20 protein-coding genes and 3 tRNA genes are annotated in these 20,156 nt (G+C 33.8%); 8 read left to right on the top strand and 15 right to left on the bottom strand.

Translation table 11 applies throughout. The annotated features are described in order from the left end of the window. Positions 1 to 18 precede the first annotated feature (18 nt). The 13 genes from rfbB to tgt form a co-directional block, all read right to left on the bottom strand. On the bottom strand, positions 19 to 1,113 hold the full coding sequence (gene rfbB, locus AC13CQ_RS09795) for a dTDP-glucose 4,6-dehydratase (protein ID WP_337901128.1): 1,095 nt from the start codon (positions 1,111 to 1,113) through the stop codon (positions 19 to 21). A gap of 79 nt (positions 1,114 to 1,192) precedes the next feature. After that, positions 1,193 to 2,458 (bottom strand): nucleotide sugar dehydrogenase, encoded by a 1,266-nt coding sequence (locus AC13CQ_RS09790; RefSeq protein ID WP_008612590.1) that lies wholly within the window; start codon positions 2,456 to 2,458, stop codon positions 1,193 to 1,195. 326 nt (positions 2,459 to 2,784) lie between these two features. After that, positions 2,785 to 4,041: a sulfate adenylyltransferase subunit CysN gene (cysN, locus tag AC13CQ_RS09785; RefSeq protein WP_337901129.1), complete on the bottom strand. Its 1,257-nt coding sequence runs from the start codon at positions 4,039 to 4,041 to the stop codon at positions 2,785 to 2,787. 32 nt (positions 4,042 to 4,073) lie between these two features. Next, positions 4,074 to 4,457 (bottom strand): four helix bundle protein, encoded by a 384-nt coding sequence (locus AC13CQ_RS09780; protein WP_008612588.1) that lies wholly within the window; start codon positions 4,455 to 4,457, stop codon positions 4,074 to 4,076. A gap of 23 nt (positions 4,458 to 4,480) precedes the next feature. Continuing rightward, positions 4,481 to 5,386, bottom strand: coding sequence for a sulfate adenylyltransferase subunit CysD (gene cysD / locus AC13CQ_RS09775; protein WP_040879991.1), 906 nt, complete (start codon positions 5,384 to 5,386; stop codon positions 4,481 to 4,483). A 44-nt stretch (positions 5,387 to 5,430) separates the two neighbouring features. After that, a complete protein-coding gene (cysC, locus tag AC13CQ_RS09770; protein WP_337901130.1) occupies positions 5,431 to 6,024 on the bottom strand; it encodes an adenylyl-sulfate kinase in 594 nt (197 codons plus the stop codon). Between the two features lie 2 nt (positions 6,025 to 6,026). Continuing rightward, a complete protein-coding gene (locus AC13CQ_RS09765) occupies positions 6,027 to 6,440 on the bottom strand; it encodes a DUF2061 domain-containing protein (protein WP_008612583.1) in 414 nt (137 codons plus the stop codon). Next, positions 6,441 to 7,238 (bottom strand): 3'(2'),5'-bisphosphate nucleotidase CysQ, encoded by a 798-nt coding sequence (gene cysQ / locus AC13CQ_RS09760; RefSeq protein WP_337901131.1) that lies wholly within the window; start codon positions 7,236 to 7,238, stop codon positions 6,441 to 6,443. 437 nt (positions 7,239 to 7,675) lie between these two features. Continuing rightward, positions 7,676 to 9,217 (bottom strand): replicative DNA helicase, encoded by a 1,542-nt coding sequence (dnaB, locus tag AC13CQ_RS09755; protein WP_008612581.1) that lies wholly within the window; start codon positions 9,215 to 9,217, stop codon positions 7,676 to 7,678. Between the two features lie 169 nt (positions 9,218 to 9,386). Then, positions 9,387 to 10,340 (bottom strand): acetyl-CoA carboxylase carboxyltransferase subunit alpha, encoded by a 954-nt coding sequence (locus tag AC13CQ_RS09750; protein WP_008612580.1) that lies wholly within the window; start codon positions 10,338 to 10,340, stop codon positions 9,387 to 9,389. 48 nt (positions 10,341 to 10,388) lie between these two features. After that, complete coding sequence (locus AC13CQ_RS09745) at positions 10,389 to 11,291, bottom strand: DMT family transporter (protein WP_474507347.1); 903 nt, start codon at positions 11,289 to 11,291, stop codon at positions 10,389 to 10,391. Further along, positions 11,278 to 12,357, bottom strand: coding sequence for an LptF/LptG family permease (locus AC13CQ_RS09740; protein WP_008612578.1), 1,080 nt, complete (start codon positions 12,355 to 12,357; stop codon positions 11,278 to 11,280). The genes AC13CQ_RS09745 and AC13CQ_RS09740 overlap by 14 nt, the downstream gene beginning before the upstream one ends. Before the next feature lie 92 nt (positions 12,358 to 12,449). After that, positions 12,450 to 13,580, bottom strand: a complete 1,131-nt coding sequence (gene tgt / locus AC13CQ_RS09735) for a tRNA guanosine(34) transglycosylase Tgt (protein ID WP_008612577.1) — start codon at positions 13,578 to 13,580, stop codon at positions 12,450 to 12,452. 247 nt (positions 13,581 to 13,827) lie between these two features. On the opposite strand from tgt, the gene AC13CQ_RS09730 reads away from it, so the two are divergent. The 3 genes from AC13CQ_RS09730 (at position 13,828) to AC13CQ_RS09720 (ending at position 16,476) form a co-directional block, all read left to right on the top strand. Continuing rightward, positions 13,828 to 14,673: a transketolase gene (locus AC13CQ_RS09730; RefSeq protein ID WP_008612575.1), complete on the top strand. Its 846-nt coding sequence runs from the start codon at positions 13,828 to 13,830 to the stop codon at positions 14,671 to 14,673. A gap of 215 nt (positions 14,674 to 14,888) precedes the next feature. Continuing rightward, positions 14,889 to 15,842, top strand: a complete 954-nt coding sequence (locus AC13CQ_RS09725) for a transketolase family protein (protein WP_008612574.1) — start codon at positions 14,889 to 14,891, stop codon at positions 15,840 to 15,842. 55 nt (positions 15,843 to 15,897) lie between these two features. After that, positions 15,898 to 16,476, top strand: a complete 579-nt coding sequence (locus tag AC13CQ_RS09720) for a porin family protein (protein WP_008612571.1) — start codon at positions 15,898 to 15,900, stop codon at positions 16,474 to 16,476. A 154-nt stretch (positions 16,477 to 16,630) separates the two neighbouring features. On the opposite strand, the gene AC13CQ_RS09715 is transcribed toward AC13CQ_RS09720, so the two are convergent. Further along, positions 16,631 to 17,569 carry an FKBP-type peptidyl-prolyl cis-trans isomerase gene (locus tag AC13CQ_RS09715; RefSeq protein WP_335588617.1) on the bottom strand — a complete coding sequence of 313 codons (939 nt, stop codon included), beginning with the start codon at positions 17,567 to 17,569 and terminating at the stop codon, positions 16,631 to 16,633. 110 nt (positions 17,570 to 17,679) lie between these two features. On the opposite strand from AC13CQ_RS09715, the gene AC13CQ_RS09710 reads away from it, so the two are divergent. Continuing rightward, positions 17,680 to 18,078 carry an RNA-binding S4 domain-containing protein gene (locus AC13CQ_RS09710; protein WP_337901134.1) on the top strand — a complete coding sequence of 133 codons (399 nt, stop codon included), beginning with the start codon at positions 17,680 to 17,682 and terminating at the stop codon, positions 18,076 to 18,078. Positions 18,079 to 18,369: 291 nt separating this feature from the next. Then, complete coding sequence (locus AC13CQ_RS09705; protein ID WP_008612563.1) at positions 18,370 to 18,873, top strand: phosphoribosyltransferase family protein; 504 nt, start codon at positions 18,370 to 18,372, stop codon at positions 18,871 to 18,873. Here AC13CQ_RS09705 and AC13CQ_RS09700 read toward each other — a convergent pair. Further along, the gene (locus tag AC13CQ_RS09700) at positions 18,865 to 19,380 is read right to left on the bottom strand and encodes a shikimate kinase (protein ID WP_008612562.1); all 516 of its coding nucleotides are present in this window, start codon (positions 19,378 to 19,380) and stop codon (positions 18,865 to 18,867) included. The two genes, AC13CQ_RS09705 and AC13CQ_RS09700, sit on opposite strands and share 9 nt — an antisense overlap. 154 nt (positions 19,381 to 19,534) lie before the next feature. Here AC13CQ_RS09700 and AC13CQ_RS09695 point away from each other — a divergent pair. From AC13CQ_RS09695 to AC13CQ_RS09685, 3 genes are all read left to right on the top strand, one after another. Next, positions 19,535 to 19,607: transfer RNA gene (locus AC13CQ_RS09695), tRNA-Lys, on the top strand. Between the two features lie 114 nt (positions 19,608 to 19,721). Beyond that, positions 19,722 to 19,794, top strand: a tRNA-Lys gene (locus tag AC13CQ_RS09690). An 81-nt stretch (positions 19,795 to 19,875) separates the two neighbouring features. Next, positions 19,876 to 19,959: transfer RNA gene (locus AC13CQ_RS09685), tRNA-Leu, on the top strand. Positions 19,960 to 20,156: the final 197 nt, after the last annotated feature.

Raw genomic sequence — 20,156 nt, 5'->3', positions numbered from 1 at the left:
AACTTTTCAACTTTTCAACTAACACCCATATTGCTTATCATAATACCTCTGATATTCTCCAGAGGTTACTTGCGCCAACCAGTCACTATTATTTAAATACCAATCGATAGTTTTTGCTAGTCCTTCTTCAAAAGTAACCGAAGGCTCCCACCCTAGTTCTTTGTTAATTTTAGAAGCATCAATAGCATAACGTAAGTCATGCCCTGGTCGGTCTTTTACATAGGTAATCAATGCTTCCGATTCGCCTTCCCTTCTGCCTAACTTTTCATCCATCAATTTACATAGCAATTTAACCAAATCGATGTTTTTCCATTCGTTAAAACCTCCAATATTATAAGTCTCCTGATTTCCTCCTTCATGAAAAGCTAAATCAATAGCCCTTGCATGATCTATTACATACAACCAATCGCGCGTATAATTTCCATCTCCATAAACTGGTAATGGTTTTTTCTGAATGATATTATTGATAAATAATGGAATTAATTTCTCCGGAAAGTGATTAGGCCCATAATTATTAGAACAATTACTTATAACATATGGCAAACCGTAAGTTTCTCCATAAGCTCTTACAAAATGATCTGAGCTTGCTTTGGAAGCGGAATATGGCGAGTTTGGATCGTATGAAGTGGTTTCGGTAAACAAACCATCTTCTCCTAAAGACCCATAAACCTCATCGGTACTTACATGATAAAAACGAGCCCCCTCCCAGCCTCCCCCATTGGGGTGAGGAGTGTGTAACCAAAGTTTTTTTGCCGCATTCAATAAATTCATTGTCCCGATAACATTTGTCTTAACAAAAGCCAACGGATCTTCAATAGAACGGTCTACGTGACTTTCTGCCGCCAGGTGTATTACTCCATCGAATTTATATTGCTGAAATAGCTGATTTATAAACGACTCACCTGTAATGTCTCCTTTTACAAAAGTATAGTTAGCAGCACTCTCTATGTCCTTCAGGTTCTCTAAATTCCCTGCATAGGTTAAAGCATCCAAATTAATGATTTGATAGGATGGGTATTTATTTACAAACAACCGAACCACATGAGACCCTATAAATCCTGCTCCTCCAGTTATTAAGATTTTTTTATTTTTATTATCAGAACTATTATTCATTTTAACCTTGGTTTTCTTTACCTATGAAAAAAAATTTAAGGCGATTCCCAATATTTTTTTCACTCCTATCACAAAGGTATTACAATCTCTCTGTAACCAATTCTTTAGGTAAAAAACTTTTCACATCGTAAATAACCGTTCGCGGACTAGATTTTAACTTTTCAAAATCCAATTCTAAAAACTGATTATGACCAACTGCCAAAACAATAGTTTCGTATCTCTCTGTTATTTCATCTATTAAATCTACTCCATAATACTTTTTCACTTCCTCTTTATCTGCATATGGGTCGTAAGTATCTACATTCAAACCAAAGCCTTCTAATTCTTCAATAACATCTATCACTCTAGAATTTCTAACATCGGGGCAATTCTCTTTAAAGGTAATTCCCAACACCAATGCCTTTGCATTTTTTACTGGAAGCTGATCTTTCACCATCAGTTTAACGATTTTATTGGCAATAAAAATTCCCATATCGTTATTAATACGTCGTCCAGATAAAATTACCTGTGGATGGTATCCTAATCGTTCTGCTTTATGAGTTAGATAATATGGATCCACTCCTATACAATGCCCTCCTACCAAACCTGGACGGAAAGGTAAAAAATTCCATTTAGTGCCTGCCGCTTCCAATACCTCAACGGTATCTACTCCTATTCTATCAAAAATAAGTGCCAATTCGTTCACTAAGGAAATATTAATATCTCGTTGCGTATTTTCAATAATCTTAGAAGCTTCTGCCACTTTTATACTCGATGCTTTATGAGTTCCTGCGGTAATTATACAGTTATAAAGTTTATCCACCTCTTCAGCTATCTCGGGAGTACTTCCTGAGGTTACTTTCATAATATTTGGAAGTCTTCGCTCTTTATCCCCTGGATTTATTCGTTCTGGGGAATATCCACAATAAAAATCTTCATTAAATACTAATCCGCTTGAAGCTTCTAATACTGGCACACAATCTTCCTCAGTACAGCCAGGGTATGTTGTAGATTCGTACACAACAATATCTCCTTTCTGAAGATATTTCCCTACAGTTGTACTAGCAGAAATTAATGGTGTTAAATCTGGCTGTTTAAAATCGTTTACTGGTGTTGGAACCGTTACTATATACATATTGCAATCTTTCAGATCGCTTTCATCAGAGCTAAAAATAAGTCCTTTAGCGTCTTTTAAATCATCATCTAAAACCTCATCTGTAACATCTTTTCCTTCTTTTAATTCTGAAACTCTCTTTTTATTGATATCAAAACCTATTACCGAAAATTCTTTTCTAGCAAATTCAACTGCCAATGGTAACCCTACGTATCCTAAACCTATTACGGCTATTTTATATTTTTCTTTCATGTGTATATTTATTGTTTTTTTTTGCGGTCACATGGAACATCCAAATAATCATTCCGTTGTGTGTTCAAAAATCATACATGGATGTTTCACCTTTATTTAATTTTATTATTTATCATTTAAAAATTGAGTTCCTATATCTTGCCCCCAATTTTTAACAACTCACAAAATAATATATCTTTTTATCATATACGAAGCGTTTGTAAAAATAGGCTTTCTTATTAAGAAACTTTAACCTTCTCCATGAGAAACTCCTAATTGTAGCAACAAAAAAAAAGAGGCTTTTGAAATAAATCAAAAGCCTCTCCCTGTTGTAAATATTTTTTTTACTAAACAATCATTCCAGCTGCAACTGTTTGATTAGTTGCTGGGTCTATAAGAATTAGACTTCCTGTCATTCTATTCTCACGGTATGAATCGTACATCAAAGGTTTTGTAGTTCTAATTTTTACCTTTGAAATATCATTCATATGAAGTTCTTTATCATCATTCTTTCGAGAAAGAGTATTGATATCTATCTTATAAATCACTTCTTTTATCATAGCCATTTGCTCATTTGAAGTATGACGAACCACATATTTTGTTCTCGGTTTTGCCGATTCATTATTTAACCAACACAACATCACTTCTAAATCTTGAGAAGATTCTGGTTTGTTTTTAGTGCGCACTATCATATCTCCGCGACTAATATCAATATCGTCTTCCAAAGTAATAGAAACCGACATTGGTGCATAGGCTTCGTCTATCTCTTCTTCAAAAGTGTCAATCGATTTAATTTTAGAGGTGAATCCAGAAGGCATTACTGTAATTTCATCTCCTTTTCTAAAAATTCCACTAGAAATTCTTCCAGCATAACCTCTATAATCTCTATGCTCTTCACTCTGAGGACGTAAAACTGTTTGTACTGGAAAACGACCATCAACTTTATTAATATCACTACTAATATGCATGGTTTCCAAAGTATCCAACAACGGAGAACCTTGATACCAATTCATATTTTCAGAACGCTTAACAACATTATCTCCCAACAAAGCACTTATAGGGATAAAACGTACATCTCTAACTAATAATTTAGAAGAAAATTCCTCAAACTGCGCAATGATTTTATTGTAATCTTCCTCTCTAAAATCTACCAAATCCATTTTGTTAATACAAACAATAATATGTGGTATTTGCAATAAAGAAGCAATAAAAGCATGCCGTTTAGTCTGCTCAATCACTCCATGGCGTGCATCTACCAATATAATTGCAGCATTTGCTGTAGAGGCACCGGTAATCATATTTCGAGTGTATTGAATATGTCCAGGAGTATCAGCAATAATAAACTTACGCTTTGGAGTTGTAAAATATCTATAGGCTACATCTATTGTAATTCCTTGCTCTCTTTCATCTCGAAGTCCGTCTGTAAACAAAGCTAAATCAACACCTTGATGTCCTTTTTTCTTACTCGTAGTTTCAATTGCTTCCAATTGGTCCTCGAAAATCGATTTTGAATCGTATAATAATCTACCAATAAGCGTACTCTTTCCATCGTCTACACTTCCCGCTGTGGTAAATCTTAATAATTGGTTGTTATCTATTTGCATTATTTTAGGCTTTAGGCAATAAGCTATACGCATTAGGCTATTAGCTTTTTGCTTAAATTATATAATTTACTTTTTATCTCATTAATTTTTATAGTCAACTCATCAAAAATGTCTTCAGAGATATAATTTAAATCCTTCGAAAGAAGAATGAAATACTCTAACTCATGTGCAGAACCTAAACATACTTGAATAAATCTATTAAAGTCCTTATCAGAATCCCGACCACATCCTTCACTAAAGTTCGAGGGAATAGAATAAGCTGCCCGCTGCATTTGAGACATCAATTGAAATCTTTCTTCAGAAGGGAAATTCTTCGTCACTTTGTAAATTTCCAAAGTAAACTCATGACTTAAGCTCCAAATATTATATTTTTTAAAATCCCTCATACAATTTAGATCTATAGAGCTTAATGCCATAAAGCGTACAGCTTAAAGCTTTTCTAGAAATACCCCTGTCTCTTTCTATCTTCCATGGCTGTTTCTGAGCGTTTATCATCTGAACGATTTCCACGCTCTGTTTGTCGCATTGCAGAAACTTCTTGTGCTATTTTTTCTACAGTATCGGCATCACTCTCAATACCTCCTGTAATTGTAATATCTCCTAAAGTTCTAAAACGAATTTTCTTTGTAAGTACTTCTTCATTTTCTTCTAATTGCAGAAATTCTGAATACGGAATCCAAGAACCACTTCTTCTTACCACCTCTCTCTCATGAGCAAAATACAAAGACGGAATTTCAATATTTTCTCTATTGATATAATTCCAAATATCCATTTCTGTCCAATTACTTATTGGAAAAGCTCGGAAATGCTCTCCTTCAAATTGCTTTCCATTAAAAAGATTCCATAATTCTGGGCGCTGATTTTTCGGATCCCACTGACCAAAATCATCTCGATGTGAAAAGAAACGTTCTTTAGCTCTCGCCTTTTCTTCATCTCTACGTCCACCTCCAATTGCACAATCTACTTTATTAGTTTCAATAGCATCTAAAAGCGTTGTAATCTGTAAGGCATTTCTGGTAGCACTTTTTCCTTTTTCTTCGGCAACTCTCCCCTGATCGATAGATTCTTGAACCGAACCAACAATTAATTGAACGCCTAAACTTTCTATTAAATCGTCTCTAAATTTTATAGTTTCAGGAAAATTGTGCCCCGTATCTACATGCATCAATGCAAATGGAATTTTTGCTGGATAAAATGCTTTTTTAGCTAAGTGAGTTACCACTATCGAATCTTTTCCTCCTGAAAATAATATTACAGGATTTTCAAATTGAGCCCATACTTCTCGCAATACATATATTGCTTCCGATTCTAACTCGTCTAAATAATTTAAATAATACTTACTCATTCTTATTTTGAGTTTTAACATCAATTTTTAGCTAAAATATTTTACTAAAACTGATACAACTTATCTTTAATTTCTAAATATATTTTTTCAACAGCCCCATCAACACTGTCGCTTTCTGTAATTTCAACATCGGCATTCTCTGGAGCTTCATAAGGAGCATTAACCCCTGTTAGATTCTTCAACTCTCCGCTTTCTGCCAGTTTATAGAGTCCTTTTTTATCTCTTTTTTTACAAATATCAAGCCCTATATTCATGTAAACTTCGACAAATATATTAGGTTTTATTGTCTTTTCTACATATTCTCTATCTTTTTTGTAGGGTGATACAAAACTTGCCAAAACTACAGCCCCAGATTTCAGTAATAAATTAGCTGTTTCAGCCACTCTTCTGATATTCTCTGATCGGTCTTCCTCACTGAAATCCAACCCCTTACAAAGCCGCCCTCTCATGTTATCTCCATCCAAAATAAACGTTCTTATTTTTTCTGAATATAATTTTTGTTCTAAGGCATCTGCAACCGTAGATTTACCAGAACCTGACAATCCAGTAAACCAAACAAGCAAGGAATTATGTTTATTCAGCAAATTCCTATCGCTTTGCGTTATATTAAATTTATATGGAAAAATATTCGGCTCCATTATTAAATTTTATTCTTTCGTTTATCCAATCCAAAGTTAATTTTATACCATGTACGTTCATGTAAATAATATAAAACCATTTTTGTAACCACTTCGGCACCTCCTATTTTAAGACCTGTAAATGGGTCTCCAGAAATAAACCAAGCTAACATCATGGTATCCAAAGTCCCTAAAAGTCGCCAAGTAATGGTTTTAAAAACATGCCGTTTTCTACTATCAGGAACATTTGCCTTAAACCAAATCCTTTCATGAAAATAGTAAAGCAACATCTTGGTTACTACTTCTGCTAACCCGATTTTTAATCCTGTAAAAGGGTTTCCCGAAATAATCCACGATATAATAATCGTATCTATTGTCCCAACAATACGCCAAGTAATAGCCTTAGCAATATGTCTTTTTCTTGTTTTATCTTGCATTTAATTTACAATAAAAGAAGGATTTACCAACTCTTTTTTATTATACACTAATCGTTTTTTAGTCTCGGCATCTATTACCTTTAAACCTGCGGCAGAACAGATAGCGTCTCCCGCACAGGTATCCCACTCCATTGTAGGAGAAAATCTAGGATAAATTGAAGCTTTTCCTTCAGCCAAGAAACAAAATTTTAACGAACTTCCTACAGAAACAAATACTACTTCCTCTCCCGATTGCCTGATTTCTTCAATATATTTTTTTGTTGCTGATGAAAAATGAGATCTACTCCCAATTACTTTTTTTACAGTGGAAGCACCAACCGCTCCATTCAACTCTTCAGCTTTACCCAATAAATCTTCTGAAAAAGTAACAGTATTGATTTTATAAGCCTTTTTTTCTGAAGTTAGTCCGAAGTATAAATCGCCAGAAACTGGAACATAAATAACACCCATTATCGGAAGGTTATTTTCAACCAAAGCTATATTTACGGTAAACTCTCCATTCCTTTTGATAAACTCTTTTGTACCATCCAACGGATCTACAACCCAACAACGATTCCATTGTTTACGGGTTTCATAATCCATTATTTTATTCTCCTCACTAATAATAGGGATTTGTGTAGCCTGCAAATATGTATTAATAACAGCATTTGCATTTTTATCGGCTAAGGTAATAGGGGAATCATCCAATTTCTTTTGAATTCCGAAATCGTTTTGATGGTATATTTTTAGAATTTCATTCCCTGCTTCAATAGATGCTCGTATCGCAATATTTAATAGCGCTTTGTTTTTATGATTCATATAAACTGAAACTAATTACAAAACCTTAAAAATACAATAAAAGTAGTAAGTTGAAAATTGAAAGATTGAAAGATTTAATTTTGAATTTTAAATTTTGAATGCTTAATGTTGAATGATAAAAAACTGATTACTGTATACTGAACACTGAAATTTTGAATTTTAAATGCTTAATGTTAAATGATAAAAAATGATTACCGTTTACTGAAAACTGAACACTGAAATTTTGAATTTTGAATGCTTAATGTTAAATGATAAAAAATGATTACCGTTTACTGAAAATTGAACTTTTGAATTTTGAATGCTTAATGTTGAATGATAAAAAACTGATTACTGTTTACTGAATACTGAACACTGAACTTTTAAATTTTGAAAGATTTAATTTTTTTAGAAAACTAGAAACGCATATTGCTTAGAGCCTACAGCGTAAAGTTTATAAATTAAAACGGCACGTCATCTTCTCCAAAGTCTTGATTCATGGAGCTTCCAAAAGCTTCGTCTGCACTCGGTAAATCTTTAGTTGCAAACGGATTCTCTTCGCCATCATTCATTTTAGATTGGAATTCGAAAGGCGAATCAAAGTCATCTAAATTATCAAACTTACCAAGCTGACCGATAAACTTCAGACGGATATTCTCCAAACCACCATTACGGTGTTTTGCAACGATAAACTCTCCTTGTCCCTGAGTTGGACTACGTTCATCGTCATCCCATTCTTCAATTTTATAGTATTCTGGTCGGTAAATAAAAGATACAATATCCGCATCCTGCTCAATCGCACCCGACTCACGAAGATCGGAAAGTAAAGGTCTTTTACTCCCTCCTCGTGTTTCTACCGCACGCGATAACTGAGAAAGTGCAATAACGGGAACACTCAATTCTTTTGCTAAAGCTTTTAAGTTTCGAGAAATTGTGGAAATCTCTTGCTCTCTATTTCCTCCTTTCTGACTCCCTCCAGCCGTCATTAACTGCAAGTAATCAATAATAATCATTTTAATTCCATGCTGAGATGCTAATCGGCGTGCTTTTGCTCTTAAATCGAAGATGGAAAGCGAAGGTGTATCATCTATAAACAAAGGTGCAGTTTCAAGAGATTTTACTTTTACATTTAACTGCTCCCACTCGTGTTTTTCTAATTTTCCTGTTCTCAATTTTTCAGAAGACAAGCCTGTTTCCGAAGAAATCAAACGTGTTATTAACTGTACTGACGACATCTCCAAAGAGAAAAAAGCTACAGGAATATTGGAATTTACAGCAATATTTCTCGCCATGGAAAGTGTTAAAGCTGTTTTTCCCATACCAGGTCTTGCAGCTACAATAATTAAATCACTCGGCTGCCAACCAGAAGTAAGTTTATCTAATTTATCAAAACCAGATGGAATTCCACTTAAACCTTCTTTATTAGAAATTTCTTCAATCTTCTTTTTAGCCTGAATTACCAAACTCTGTGCTGTTTCCGAAGATTTTTTAATATTTCCTTGCGTTACTTCGTATAATTTTGCCTCTGCATTATCTAACAAATCAAAAACATCGGTTCCTTCATCATAAGCCTCTTCAATAATTTCACTAGAAATTTTAATAAGACTTCGCTGAATGTATTTTTGTAGGATTATACGTGCGTGAAACTCAATATGCGCTGAAGATGACACTTTTTTAGTAAGCTGAATTAAGTAAAAGTCGCCTCCAACAGCTTCTAATCTTTTATTCTTCTTTAATTGCGCTGAAACTGTTAATAAGTCTATTGGCTCTGAAGTTTCAAAGAGCTGAACTACAGCTTCATAAATATATTTATGACCATCTTTATAGAAGGCATCGGGATGAAGTATATCTATAATTTCATCAACACCCTTTTTATCAATCATCATTGCACCCAATACAGCTTCCTCTAAATCAATAGCTTGCGGAGGGATTTTACCTTTCTCCAGCTGAATCACATTTGATTTATCAACTTTAATTCCTTGTATCGGGTTTATTTTTTCCATGAATGCGAATGTATATAATTGTAACCTGAAAAGTGGTTAAATTGAACGCTTGGTTTTTAACTAACTGTCAACAAACTAGTTGTTAATAACTTGTTTTTCTTGTTAATAAAGGTAAAAAAAACCGAAGCGCAAACTCCGGTCTTAACAATAAGGTAACAAATACGGGGATTTAATTTTTAAATACTCCCATGTTTGCATATTTATCCATTCTTTGATTTACTAATTCTGTTGGGGATAACTTTTTCAACTCATCATGAACTGTAGTAATTTGCTTTGCTACGGTTTTAAAAGTTGTTTCCCTATCGGAATGCGCCCCCCCAAGTGGCTCTTTTATAATATCGTCTACCAAATGTAACTTCTTCATATCGGTAGCCGTTAATTTAAGTGCATCTGCTGCTTGTTCTTTATATTCCCAGCTTCTCCATAAAATAGAAGAACAAGATTCTGGAGAAATTACAGAATACCAAGTATTCTCTAACATCATAACCTTATCTCCTACTCCAATACCTAAAGCTCCACCAGAAGCCCCTTCACCAATAATTAAAACAATAATTGGTACTTTAAGGCGTGTCATTTCAAGAATATTCCTTGCAATAGCCTCCCCTTGCCCTCTTTCTTCAGCTTCAATACCTGGATAAGCCCCTGGAGTATCTATTAATGACACTACAGGAATTCCAAACTTCTCAGCCATTTTCATTAGGCGTAGCGCTTTACGGTATCCTTCTGGATTTGCCATCCCAAAGTTTCTATACTGACGGGTTTTAGTATTATATCCTTTTTGTTGACCGATAAACATATAGGTTTGATCTCCTATTTTTCCTAATCCGCCAATCATAGCTTTATCGTCTTTTACATTTCTATCGCCATGAAGCTCTAAAAATGTATTTCCGCATAACGCTTTGATATAATCTAAAGTGTAAGGCCTTGAGGGATGCCTGGACAATTGTACTCGCTGCCAAGCAGTAAGATTTTTATAGATGTCCTTTTTAGTCTTTTCTAACTTTTTTTCCAATTGAGTGCATGTATCAGTAACGTCAACATCGCTTTCTGACCCGAGAACTTTACATTTATCTAATTGTTCTTCAAGCTCTTTAATTGGTAACTCAAAATCTAAATACTCCATGAGTCTTGTTTTGATAATTTTATTAGCGTACAAATATAAAACTTTAAACTATTTAGCCTGCCCTAGAGAGACATTTCTTTTCAACGAATTCTTTAAAATACCGTTGGCCAGCACAGTAGCTAAAATAATTAAGGCGCCTATGTAAAAACCTTCACTCATTTTTTCTGATGATCCTAAAATCATGTAAGCTAAAACAATTCCATAAATAGGCTCCATATTAATGGTAAGCATTACTGTATATGGGCTTATTAGCTTCATTACTTTTACAGATCCTATAAATGCATATGCCGTGCAAACACTTGCTAACAACAGCAAATACATCCAATCTGATGCCGAAAGTATAAAAAATTCAGCAGAGAAACCACCTGTAAATAATAAATATAATGTTATGAACGCAACACCACTTCCTAATTCATAAAAGGAAATAATAGAAGGCTTATATTGTTTGGCTAATTTTCCGTTGATTAAAGAAAAAGTAGCAGAAAGTAACGTAGCTATTAAAGCATAAACAATCCCTAATACATACTGTGTTTCTACACTGAAAATTATATACAAACCGGCAATAACAACAAGTCCGAAAAAAATTTCATACCAAATCATTTTACGTTTATAAAAGATAGGTTCTAAAATTGCGGTAAAGAAAGCTCCTGTAGACACTGTTGCTAATGTTACCGAAACATTAGAAACTTTTATTGCCATAAAAAAGAAGATCCAGTGCAATGCAATAGTAATTCCTGCAATAATTAATGTTCTCAATGCTTTTTTAGGAACTCTAAGTGAGAATTTCTTAAACATAACATAGAGTCCTACAAAAAATATTGCCAAAAGCATTCTAAACCATACAAGTGGAATTGCATCTATAGTTATAAGTGCCCCGAGCACAGCGGTAAACCCCCAAATAAACACAACCAAATGTAAATGGAGGTAGTTTTTTAATTTATCGTTTAGCATTTTTTAATAAGTAGATCGCAAGGATACCGAATAAAATATTAGGAATAGCAACAGCCAATAAAGGTGGGAAATTAGATTGTTCTGCCATGGTTCCAAAAACTTTATCAAAGAAAATATAGATAAAAGCCAAAGAGATTCCTACAGCTAAATTTACTCCCATTCCTCCCCTTCGTTTCATTGAAGAAACAGAAACAGCAATAATGGTTAAAATAAATGCTGAAATAGGCAAACTCCAGCGTTTGTATTTTACTACTAAATATGTGTTTATGTTTGGAGCTCCTTTCTTACGTTGCTCTTCAATAAAACTATTTAATTCGAATAAATTTTTTGTTTCAGCCACATAAGAAACAGGTGTAAGATCGTCTAAATCAAATTCAAACAGCGTATCAAGTCTGTTTTGCTTTTCAAGGATATCATCATTAACACCAATAGTACGTTTCATATATCCACTCAAACGGTAAATACTATCTTTATCTATCCAACGAATATTGCTAGCCGTAATTTTATATTCCAACTCGTTTCCGTCAAAATGTTCTAATGTAAAGTTGTACCCTATTTTTGTACTCGGAGTAAAGCTACTTACATAAATATACTCGTTATCATTTACCTGATTAAAAACCCGCGAAGTCTCTCGGTCCTTATCTCTTCCCCCTTTTAAATATTTTATTCGAAAATCGTTATAGCCTTCACTAGCTTTTGGCACTATAAACATTCCCATAACAAACGAAAATACTGCAATTATGGAAGCTCCAATAAAATAAGGTCTCAAAAAGCGCCAAAAAGAAATTCCAGAACTCAAAATAGCAATAACTTCTGTATTATTTGCCAACTTAGAAGTAAACCATATAATTGATAAAAAGAGAAATATTGGAAATAATAAACTAGCAAAATAGAAAGTAAAGTCAATATAATAGGATAGAATATCGGCAGTAGGCGCTTCATTATCTATCATTTTATCAACTTTTTCTGATACGTCAATCATAATTCCAATAGGAACGAACAACATTATCATAACAAAAAAGGTAGCTAAATACCTCTTAAGAATATACCAATCTATTATTTTCACTTGTTCTTTATTTCTGGGGTTTCAGACTTACTCCTCTCAACTATGGTTAATAAAACTGTAAGCTTAAATTATTTAGTATTCAGCTTAAAAAATTACAATCTTTTATCCATTTGCTTAACCATCTTATTTTTCCAATCTGTAAAATCTCCTGCTAAGATATGTTTTCTAGCTTCACGAACCAACCACAAATAAAACCCTAAATTATGAATTGTAGCAATCTGTTTTCCTAAATATTCATTTGCAGCAAATAAATGTCTTAGGTAAGCTTTTGTATAATACGTATCTACATCGGTAATTCCCATTTCATCGATAGGAGAAAAATCGGCTTCCCACTTTTTATTTTTTATATTAATTGTACCATGCGCGGTAAACAACATTCCATTTCTAGCATTTCTTGTTGGCATCACACAATCAAACATATCAATTCCAAGTGCAATATTTTCAAGAATATTGATAGGAGTTCCTACCCCCATTAAATAACGAGGTTTATCTTCAGGAAGAATCTCACAAACAACCTCTGTCATTTCATACATTTCTTCAGCAGGCTCCCCTACAGAAAGCCCTCCTATCGCATTTCCTTGCGCACCAGAATTTGCAATATACTCGGCCGATTGTCTTCTTAAATCTTTATAAGTAGAACCTTGAACTATAGGAAACAATGTTTGTTCGTATCCGTATTTATCTGGTGTCTCATTAAAGCGTTTAATGCATCTATCTAACCAACGGTGCGTCATGTGCATAGAACGCTTCGCATAATTATAATCGCATGGATACGGGGTACATTCATCAAAAGCCATGATAATATCTGCCCCGATGGTTCTTTGAATATCCATAACATTTTCAGGAGTAAAAAAGTGATAAGAGCCATCAATATGACTTTTAAACTTAACTCCTTCTTCCTTAATTTTTCGATTATCAGATAAAGAATACACTTGGAATCCCCCACTATCTGTTAAGATATTTCGATCCCAATTCATAAATTTATGCAACCCACCAGCTTGTTCAATAATAGAAGTTTTTGGTCTTAGGTAAAGATGATAGGTGTTTCCTAAAATAATATCAGGATTAATATCTTCTTTTAATTCTCTTTGATGTACTCCTTTTACAGTGGCCACAGTACCAACTGGCATAAAAATAGGTGTTTCAATTGCACCATGATCGGTTGTTACTACTCCTGCCCTTGCCTTACTTCCGGCATCTTTTCCACTTAACTTAAATTCCATTCTTGTTTCTAACTATTAAGATTTTTGGATTTTGATAGCAATAAACATCAACCTAAATCCTCCTTATGTTTCCTCACAAAGTGAGTTTTAAATCTGCAAAGATAATCAACAAAATTGCTCTTTCTTCATAAAGAACCTCTAAAACCTTACATTTAAAACAAATATGTAGCATATCTATGTAAAATTTACTTTGCTATGGTTTTATAAAGGTTTATTTTTGTTTAAGATAATTAATTAACAATTACAGATGCCAGACACACAACAATTAAACGATTTGACAACCCAAGTAAGAAGGGATATTGTAAGGATGGTGCACAAAGTAAACTCAGGACACCCTGGTGGTTCTTTGGGATGTACAGAATTCTTAGTAGCACTATACAACGAAATTATGGAAGTAGATACCAACTTTAAAATGGATGGTATTAATGAGGATTTATTCTTCCTTTCTAACGGACATATTTCTCCTGTTTTTTATAGCGTATTAGCAAGAAAAGGGTATTTCCCTGTGGAAGAATTAAATACTTTTAGATTATTAGATTCTCGTTTACAAGGACACCCAACCACCCATGAAGGTTTACCAGGAGTAAGAATTGCTTCTGGATCTTTAGGACAAGGAATGTCTGTAGCTCTTGGAGCTGCACTTGCAAAAAAACTAAACAACGACACACATACTGTTTATAGCTTACATGGAGATGGAGAGCTTCAAGAAGGTCAAAATTGGGAAGCTATTATGTATGCTGCGGGTAATAAAGTAGATAATTACATAGCTACAATCGACCTAAACGGACAACAAATAGACGGAGCAACAGACGATGTTCTTCCAATGGGAAGTATTAGACAAAAATTTGAAGCTTTTGGATGGGATGTTATGGAAGTTGAAAAAGGAAACGACCTTGAAGCTGTTATAGCAGGACTTAAAGAAGCTAAATCTAGAACTGGAAAAGGAAAACCAGTTTGTATTTTACTTCATACTATTATGGGTAATGGTGTAGATTTTATGATGGGAACACATGCATGGCATGGAAAAGCTCCTAACGATGAGCAATTAGAAAAAGCATTGGCTCAAAATCCTGAAACTTTAGGAGATTATTAATCTGTTGCCGAGAGATTATTAATTGATGTATAACTCTTAGTAAGCTAATATCAATTATTTATAACTCAATTTGCAGCGTATTTACATCTCGTATAGTGAGTAAAATGCTTCAGACCAAGCTCAAGAAGCATTCAAAGGAAAAGTTGAAAACATCTTGACGCAAATGTCAAAGCATTCAAATCTCGATTATCGAGTAAAACACAGAAATTAAAGAAATGAAAAAATACACATACACAGAAAAAATAGATACACGAAGTGGTTTTGGAGCAGGTCTTACCGAACTTGGTCGCACCAATCCAAATGTAGTTGCGCTTTGTGCTGATTTAGTAGGATCTTTAAAAATGCAGGATTTTATTAATGAAAACCCTGAAAGATTTTTCCAAATCGGAATTGCAGAAGCAAATATGATGGGAATTGCAGCTGGTTTAACCATTGGTGGTAAAATTCCATTTACAGGTACGTTTGCAAATTTTTCTACAGGAAGAGTTTACGACCAAATAAGACAATCTATTGCTTATTCTGATAAAAACGTAAAAATTTGTGCTTCTCACGCAGGTTTAACTTTAGGTGAAGATGGTGCAACACACCAAATTCTAGAAGACATTGGACTTATGAAAATGCTTCCAGGCATGACCGTTATCAATCCATGTGATTTTAACCAAACTAAAGCAGCTACTATTGCCATTGCAGAGCATGAAGGGCCTGTTTATTTACGTTTTGGTCGCCCTGCGGTTCCAAACTTCACCCCTGCCGATCAAAAATTTGAAATAGGAAAAGCTGTTAAAATTAACGAGGGTAGCGATGTAACAATTATAGCAACTGGGCATTTAGTTTGGGAAGCTATTCTTGCAGGTGAAAAATTAGCAGAACAAGGAATTTCTGCAGATATATTAGACATTCACACTATAAAACCTTTAGACGAAGAAGCTATTTTAGCTTCTGTAGGAAAAACTGGTTGTGTAGTAACCGCAGAAGAGCATAACTTCTTGGGAGGTCTTGGAGAAAGCGTAGCTAGAACTTTAGCACAAAATACTCCTGCGCCACAAGAATTTGTTGCTACGCAAGATACTTTTGGAGAAAGTGGAACTCCAGCTCAATTAATGGACAAATACGGATTGAATAGTGAAGCTATTGTTAAAGCTGTTACAAAAGTGTTAAAAAGAAAATAAACGGCAGTAATTTCAGTTTATAACATAATTAACATTTAAAAAATAACAGACAAACATGAAAAAATCAATCTTAATAATCTGCCTACTAGCAGGTTTCACAAGTTTTGCTCAATCTGAATCAGGTTTCGGACTTAAAGGAGGTTTAAACTTTAACTCCAATGGAGATGCCTCTATAGGTAGTGACATTGGAGATATTGGTTCCGATTCTCAGGTAGGTTTCCATGTAGGAGCTTTCGGGAAATTAGATTTTGGAACCTTATACGTTAGACCAGAATTGGTATACACTAACACCAATTCTGATTATGACGGTGATAAATTTAAAATGAGTAAACTGGACATGCCACTATTGGTTGGACTTAATATTGTAGGGCCGTTACATATTTTTGCAGGACCTTCTTTACAATACATACTCGACACCGATTTAGAAGGAGTTACTATAAACGATGTTGAGAATGATTTTACAGTAGGCTTAAATATGGGAGTTGGCGTTAATCTAGGAGAACGATTAGGAGTAGACCTGCGTTACGAAAGAGGATTTAGTGATAATGAAGCTGAATTTGTTGGTTTATCAGGAACTGGAAGAATAGACACCAGACCTTCTCAACTTATATTGAGTTTATCGGTAAAACTATAAAAGCATTCATTTATAAAGCATAAAAAAAACCAGCGCAGTAAACGCTGGTTTTTTTTATGCTTTGCTTTATCTTCTTTGGTAATTTTTCGATATAAACTTAAACATAGAGTAGATTTAACCACATAACTTTCAGTTATTTTAACCTCTAGAAAAATTAATTTCCTTCAATTCGAGAATCTGGATCTAAATAATCTGGAACACCATCCCCGTCTGAATCGTCTACAACTCCATCTTCATCATAATCATATTCCGCTTTTGTTAAAACACCATCTCCATCATCATCGGCATCTAAATAATTAGGAATTCCATCTCCGTCGGTATCATCGTTTCTTGGGTCTCCATCTCCATCTACATCTTCTAAATGAGAAGGAATCCCGTCTGGAGAAGCAGCTGTTTGAGAAGAAGAAATATATACAATATCTTCATCTAGCTCATTAAATTGAAGCATATCCACTTTAAAAATAAGTGGACTATATGCTGGAATTCCAGACTGAGCTGTGCTAAAATACCCTAACCCAGAAGGCATAAAAACAGCTCCTACTCCATAATCTTGAGTCCATTCTAATGTTCCGTCTGTATTTTCAGTAAAAGATGTTCCTACTTTTAGTTCTGGGAAAACAGACCCAAAACCAGCAACAACACTTAATGTACTAAATCTTACTTCTACATTGGAAACATCAAAAACTTCCCCATCAATTAAACTCCCCTCATATCTTGTAATTACTTGATGCCCCAGAGCTGGACTTTCACCAACACCTTGACGTGCTATTAAATAGTACAAAGTATGAGATACATCTTGAAAATCCATCAATTTCTGATCAACTTGTTCTATCAATGGAGTTTTATCAGCATTAGCCCCTGCAATCGTATCAAATACAATTTTATAATCAAAATCGGCAGGAGGGTTTTGAAACTCTTCATAATTATAAAAATGAGTTTGCAAATACAACTGTAACTCAGCATCATCTTCAGCTTCAACTTCAGCAACGTCTCTTACCTCTATTGTATCTCCTCCATCATCGTCATTATTACATGAGATTGTAAAAAAAGTACAGGCCAATAATAAAATAGGTATTATAAATTTAATCTTCATCAATCTTGCTTTTAGTATCTATATTTATATATTCCACAAATTCAGGTGCGCAAGATACTATTTTCTAGTATTTTTGCTTTACCCATTAACGAAATTTTTTAATTAGTGTTATGCGTATTGATAAGTATTTATGGTGTATTCGGTATTTTAAAACCCGAAATATGGCTACTGAAGCCTGTAAAAAGGGTCATGTTAAAATTAACGAGCAAAAAGTAAAGCCTTCTCGCGATGTTTTTCCTTCTGATAAAATAGAGCTCCGCAAGAATCAAATTAACTATACAATCAAGGTTTTAGACATCCCTGAAAGTCGCGTTGGAGCTAAGTTGGTCGATATTTACCGAAAAGACACCACTCCTAAAGAGGCTTTTGAACATGTAGACCTTCTAAAATATTCTAAAGATTATTATAGAAAAAAGGGAACTGGAAGACCTACAAAAAAAGACCGTCGAGATATTGACGATTATAAAGAAGAAGGAACATTGGACACTCCGAAAAAGGTTGATAGTTGAAAATATAAAGAATAGAGAGAAAAGGTCAGGAGTCCGAAGTCCGAAGTCCGAAGATTTTTATTCCTTAATTTACATTTTTAAATTTCCAAATTGGCTCATCCACAAATTTAAAACTTTGTCTCTTTGAACCTTTGAACCTTTCAAACTTCCAAACTTTGCCTTTTTTTCTTTCAGCGAAGCGGTCTTAAATCTTTATCCAAAAACTATTGTTATTAAAAATTTGGATGCGTCTATTAACTTTTCATGCATACAAAATCAAACTTTAGTATCTTTGGATAAAATTATTAAGCAATGACAATTCAACAAAATAAAATTCTCAACCATACAGAAATTGAGCATAAAATAAAGCGTATCGCTTATCAAATTTATGAAACTTATGTAGATGAAGAAGAAATTGTTATTGCAGGAATTGCTTCTAGCGGACTAGAATTAGCAAAAAAAATAAATAAAGTAATTACAGAAATTTCTGAAATTAAAACTACTTTTTGCGAAGTTAAAATTGACAAAGAGAATCTTTTAACTCCTGTTCAAACATCTATAAGCGAAAAAGAATACCAAAACAAAGCCGTTATTTTAGTAGACGATGTTTTAAATTCTGGAGGAACTCTTATTTATGTGGTTAAACATTTTTTAAACGTTCCTTTAAAGAAATTAAAAACGGTAGTTTTAGTAGACAGAAATCATAAAAGATATCCTGTAAAAGCCGATTTCAAAGGAATCTCCCTCTCCACTTCGTTACAAGAACATGTAGATGTTGTTTTTGAAGAGGGAAATGACGCCGTCTATTTAGGCTAATTTTTCTGAGATTTTAGTTGCAATTTCCTCTGGAGTTTCATTCGCTACCGAAATAATGTGATGCGACTTTAGATAATAAAAGTTTCTTTCAAAAAGATGCTTCCTTATAAATTCTGATAATTCTTTATCGGCAATATCTTTTATTAAAGGTCTTTGTGCTTTCTCCTTCTGAAGACGCTCTTCTAATTTATCAACAGATAGTTTTAAGTAAAAAACATTCGGAGTAGCCTCTAAGACAACCTCCATATTATTTCCAAAACAAGGAGTTCCTCCTCCTAAAGAAATTACTGCTTCTGGTTTTTGAGAAAGTAATTCGGTTAAATATTCTGTTTCTTTTCTTCTGAAATATATTTCTCCTTTTAATTTAAAGATTTCTGGGATAGATAAATTCTCTTTTTCCACAATATAATCATCAAAATCGATAAACATTAAATTGTTGTTTTTTGCCAAAACCTTCCCCACTGTAGATTTTCCGCTTCCCATATACCCTATTAAAATCTGCATCATTTATTTTCCAATTTATTAATTTTCACTGTTTTATATATTCAACATAAAAAAAAGACAAATTTATAGTAAAAATGGCTTGAATAATAAATAAATCATCTTATATTTGCACCCGCAAACGGGAAAAGTTTGCGACGTACTTTTAACATTACGTAATGACTCGATAGCTCAGTTGGTAGAGCACAACACTTTTAATGTTGGGGTCCTGGGTTCGAGCCCCAGTCGGGTCACTTTAATTTTTTATAATTGTTTTCTTTTGAAAATTTATTATTAAATTACGTTGTTACATTTTTCAATGTAACAAAATATGTATTTAAAATAGCTGCAAAGCTATTATTTTTTTAGACTCGATAGCTCAGTTGGTAGAGCACAACACTTTTAATGTTGGGGTCCTGGGTTCGAGCCCCAGTCGGGTCACAAAATGACAATTTAAATGTCATTAAAGATAAAAAAGTTGAGCTTCTTGCTTAACTTTTTTTATTTTAGCTACCTACAAACACCGGGATGCTGGAATTGGTAGACAGGCATGGTTGAGGGCCATGTGTCCATTAGGGCGTGTGGGTTCGACTCCCATTCCCGGTACAACAAAAGGCTCAGAAGTAATTTCCTGAGCCTTTTTTAATGTATATAGTTCTATTTATTCAAATTATTGTAAATTATCATTATACTCATACAGAGGAACTGAAACATCAAATTTTAAGCCCATAATCTCGTTTTTAAAAGGCTTTATCCTTTTTTTACATAAATATTGATTTACTTTTGCATAGCATGCAATAGCC

This window comes from Galbibacter sp. L-19 (assembly GCF_056857615.1).
This window is presented reverse-complemented; position numbering and strand designations above follow the sequence as displayed.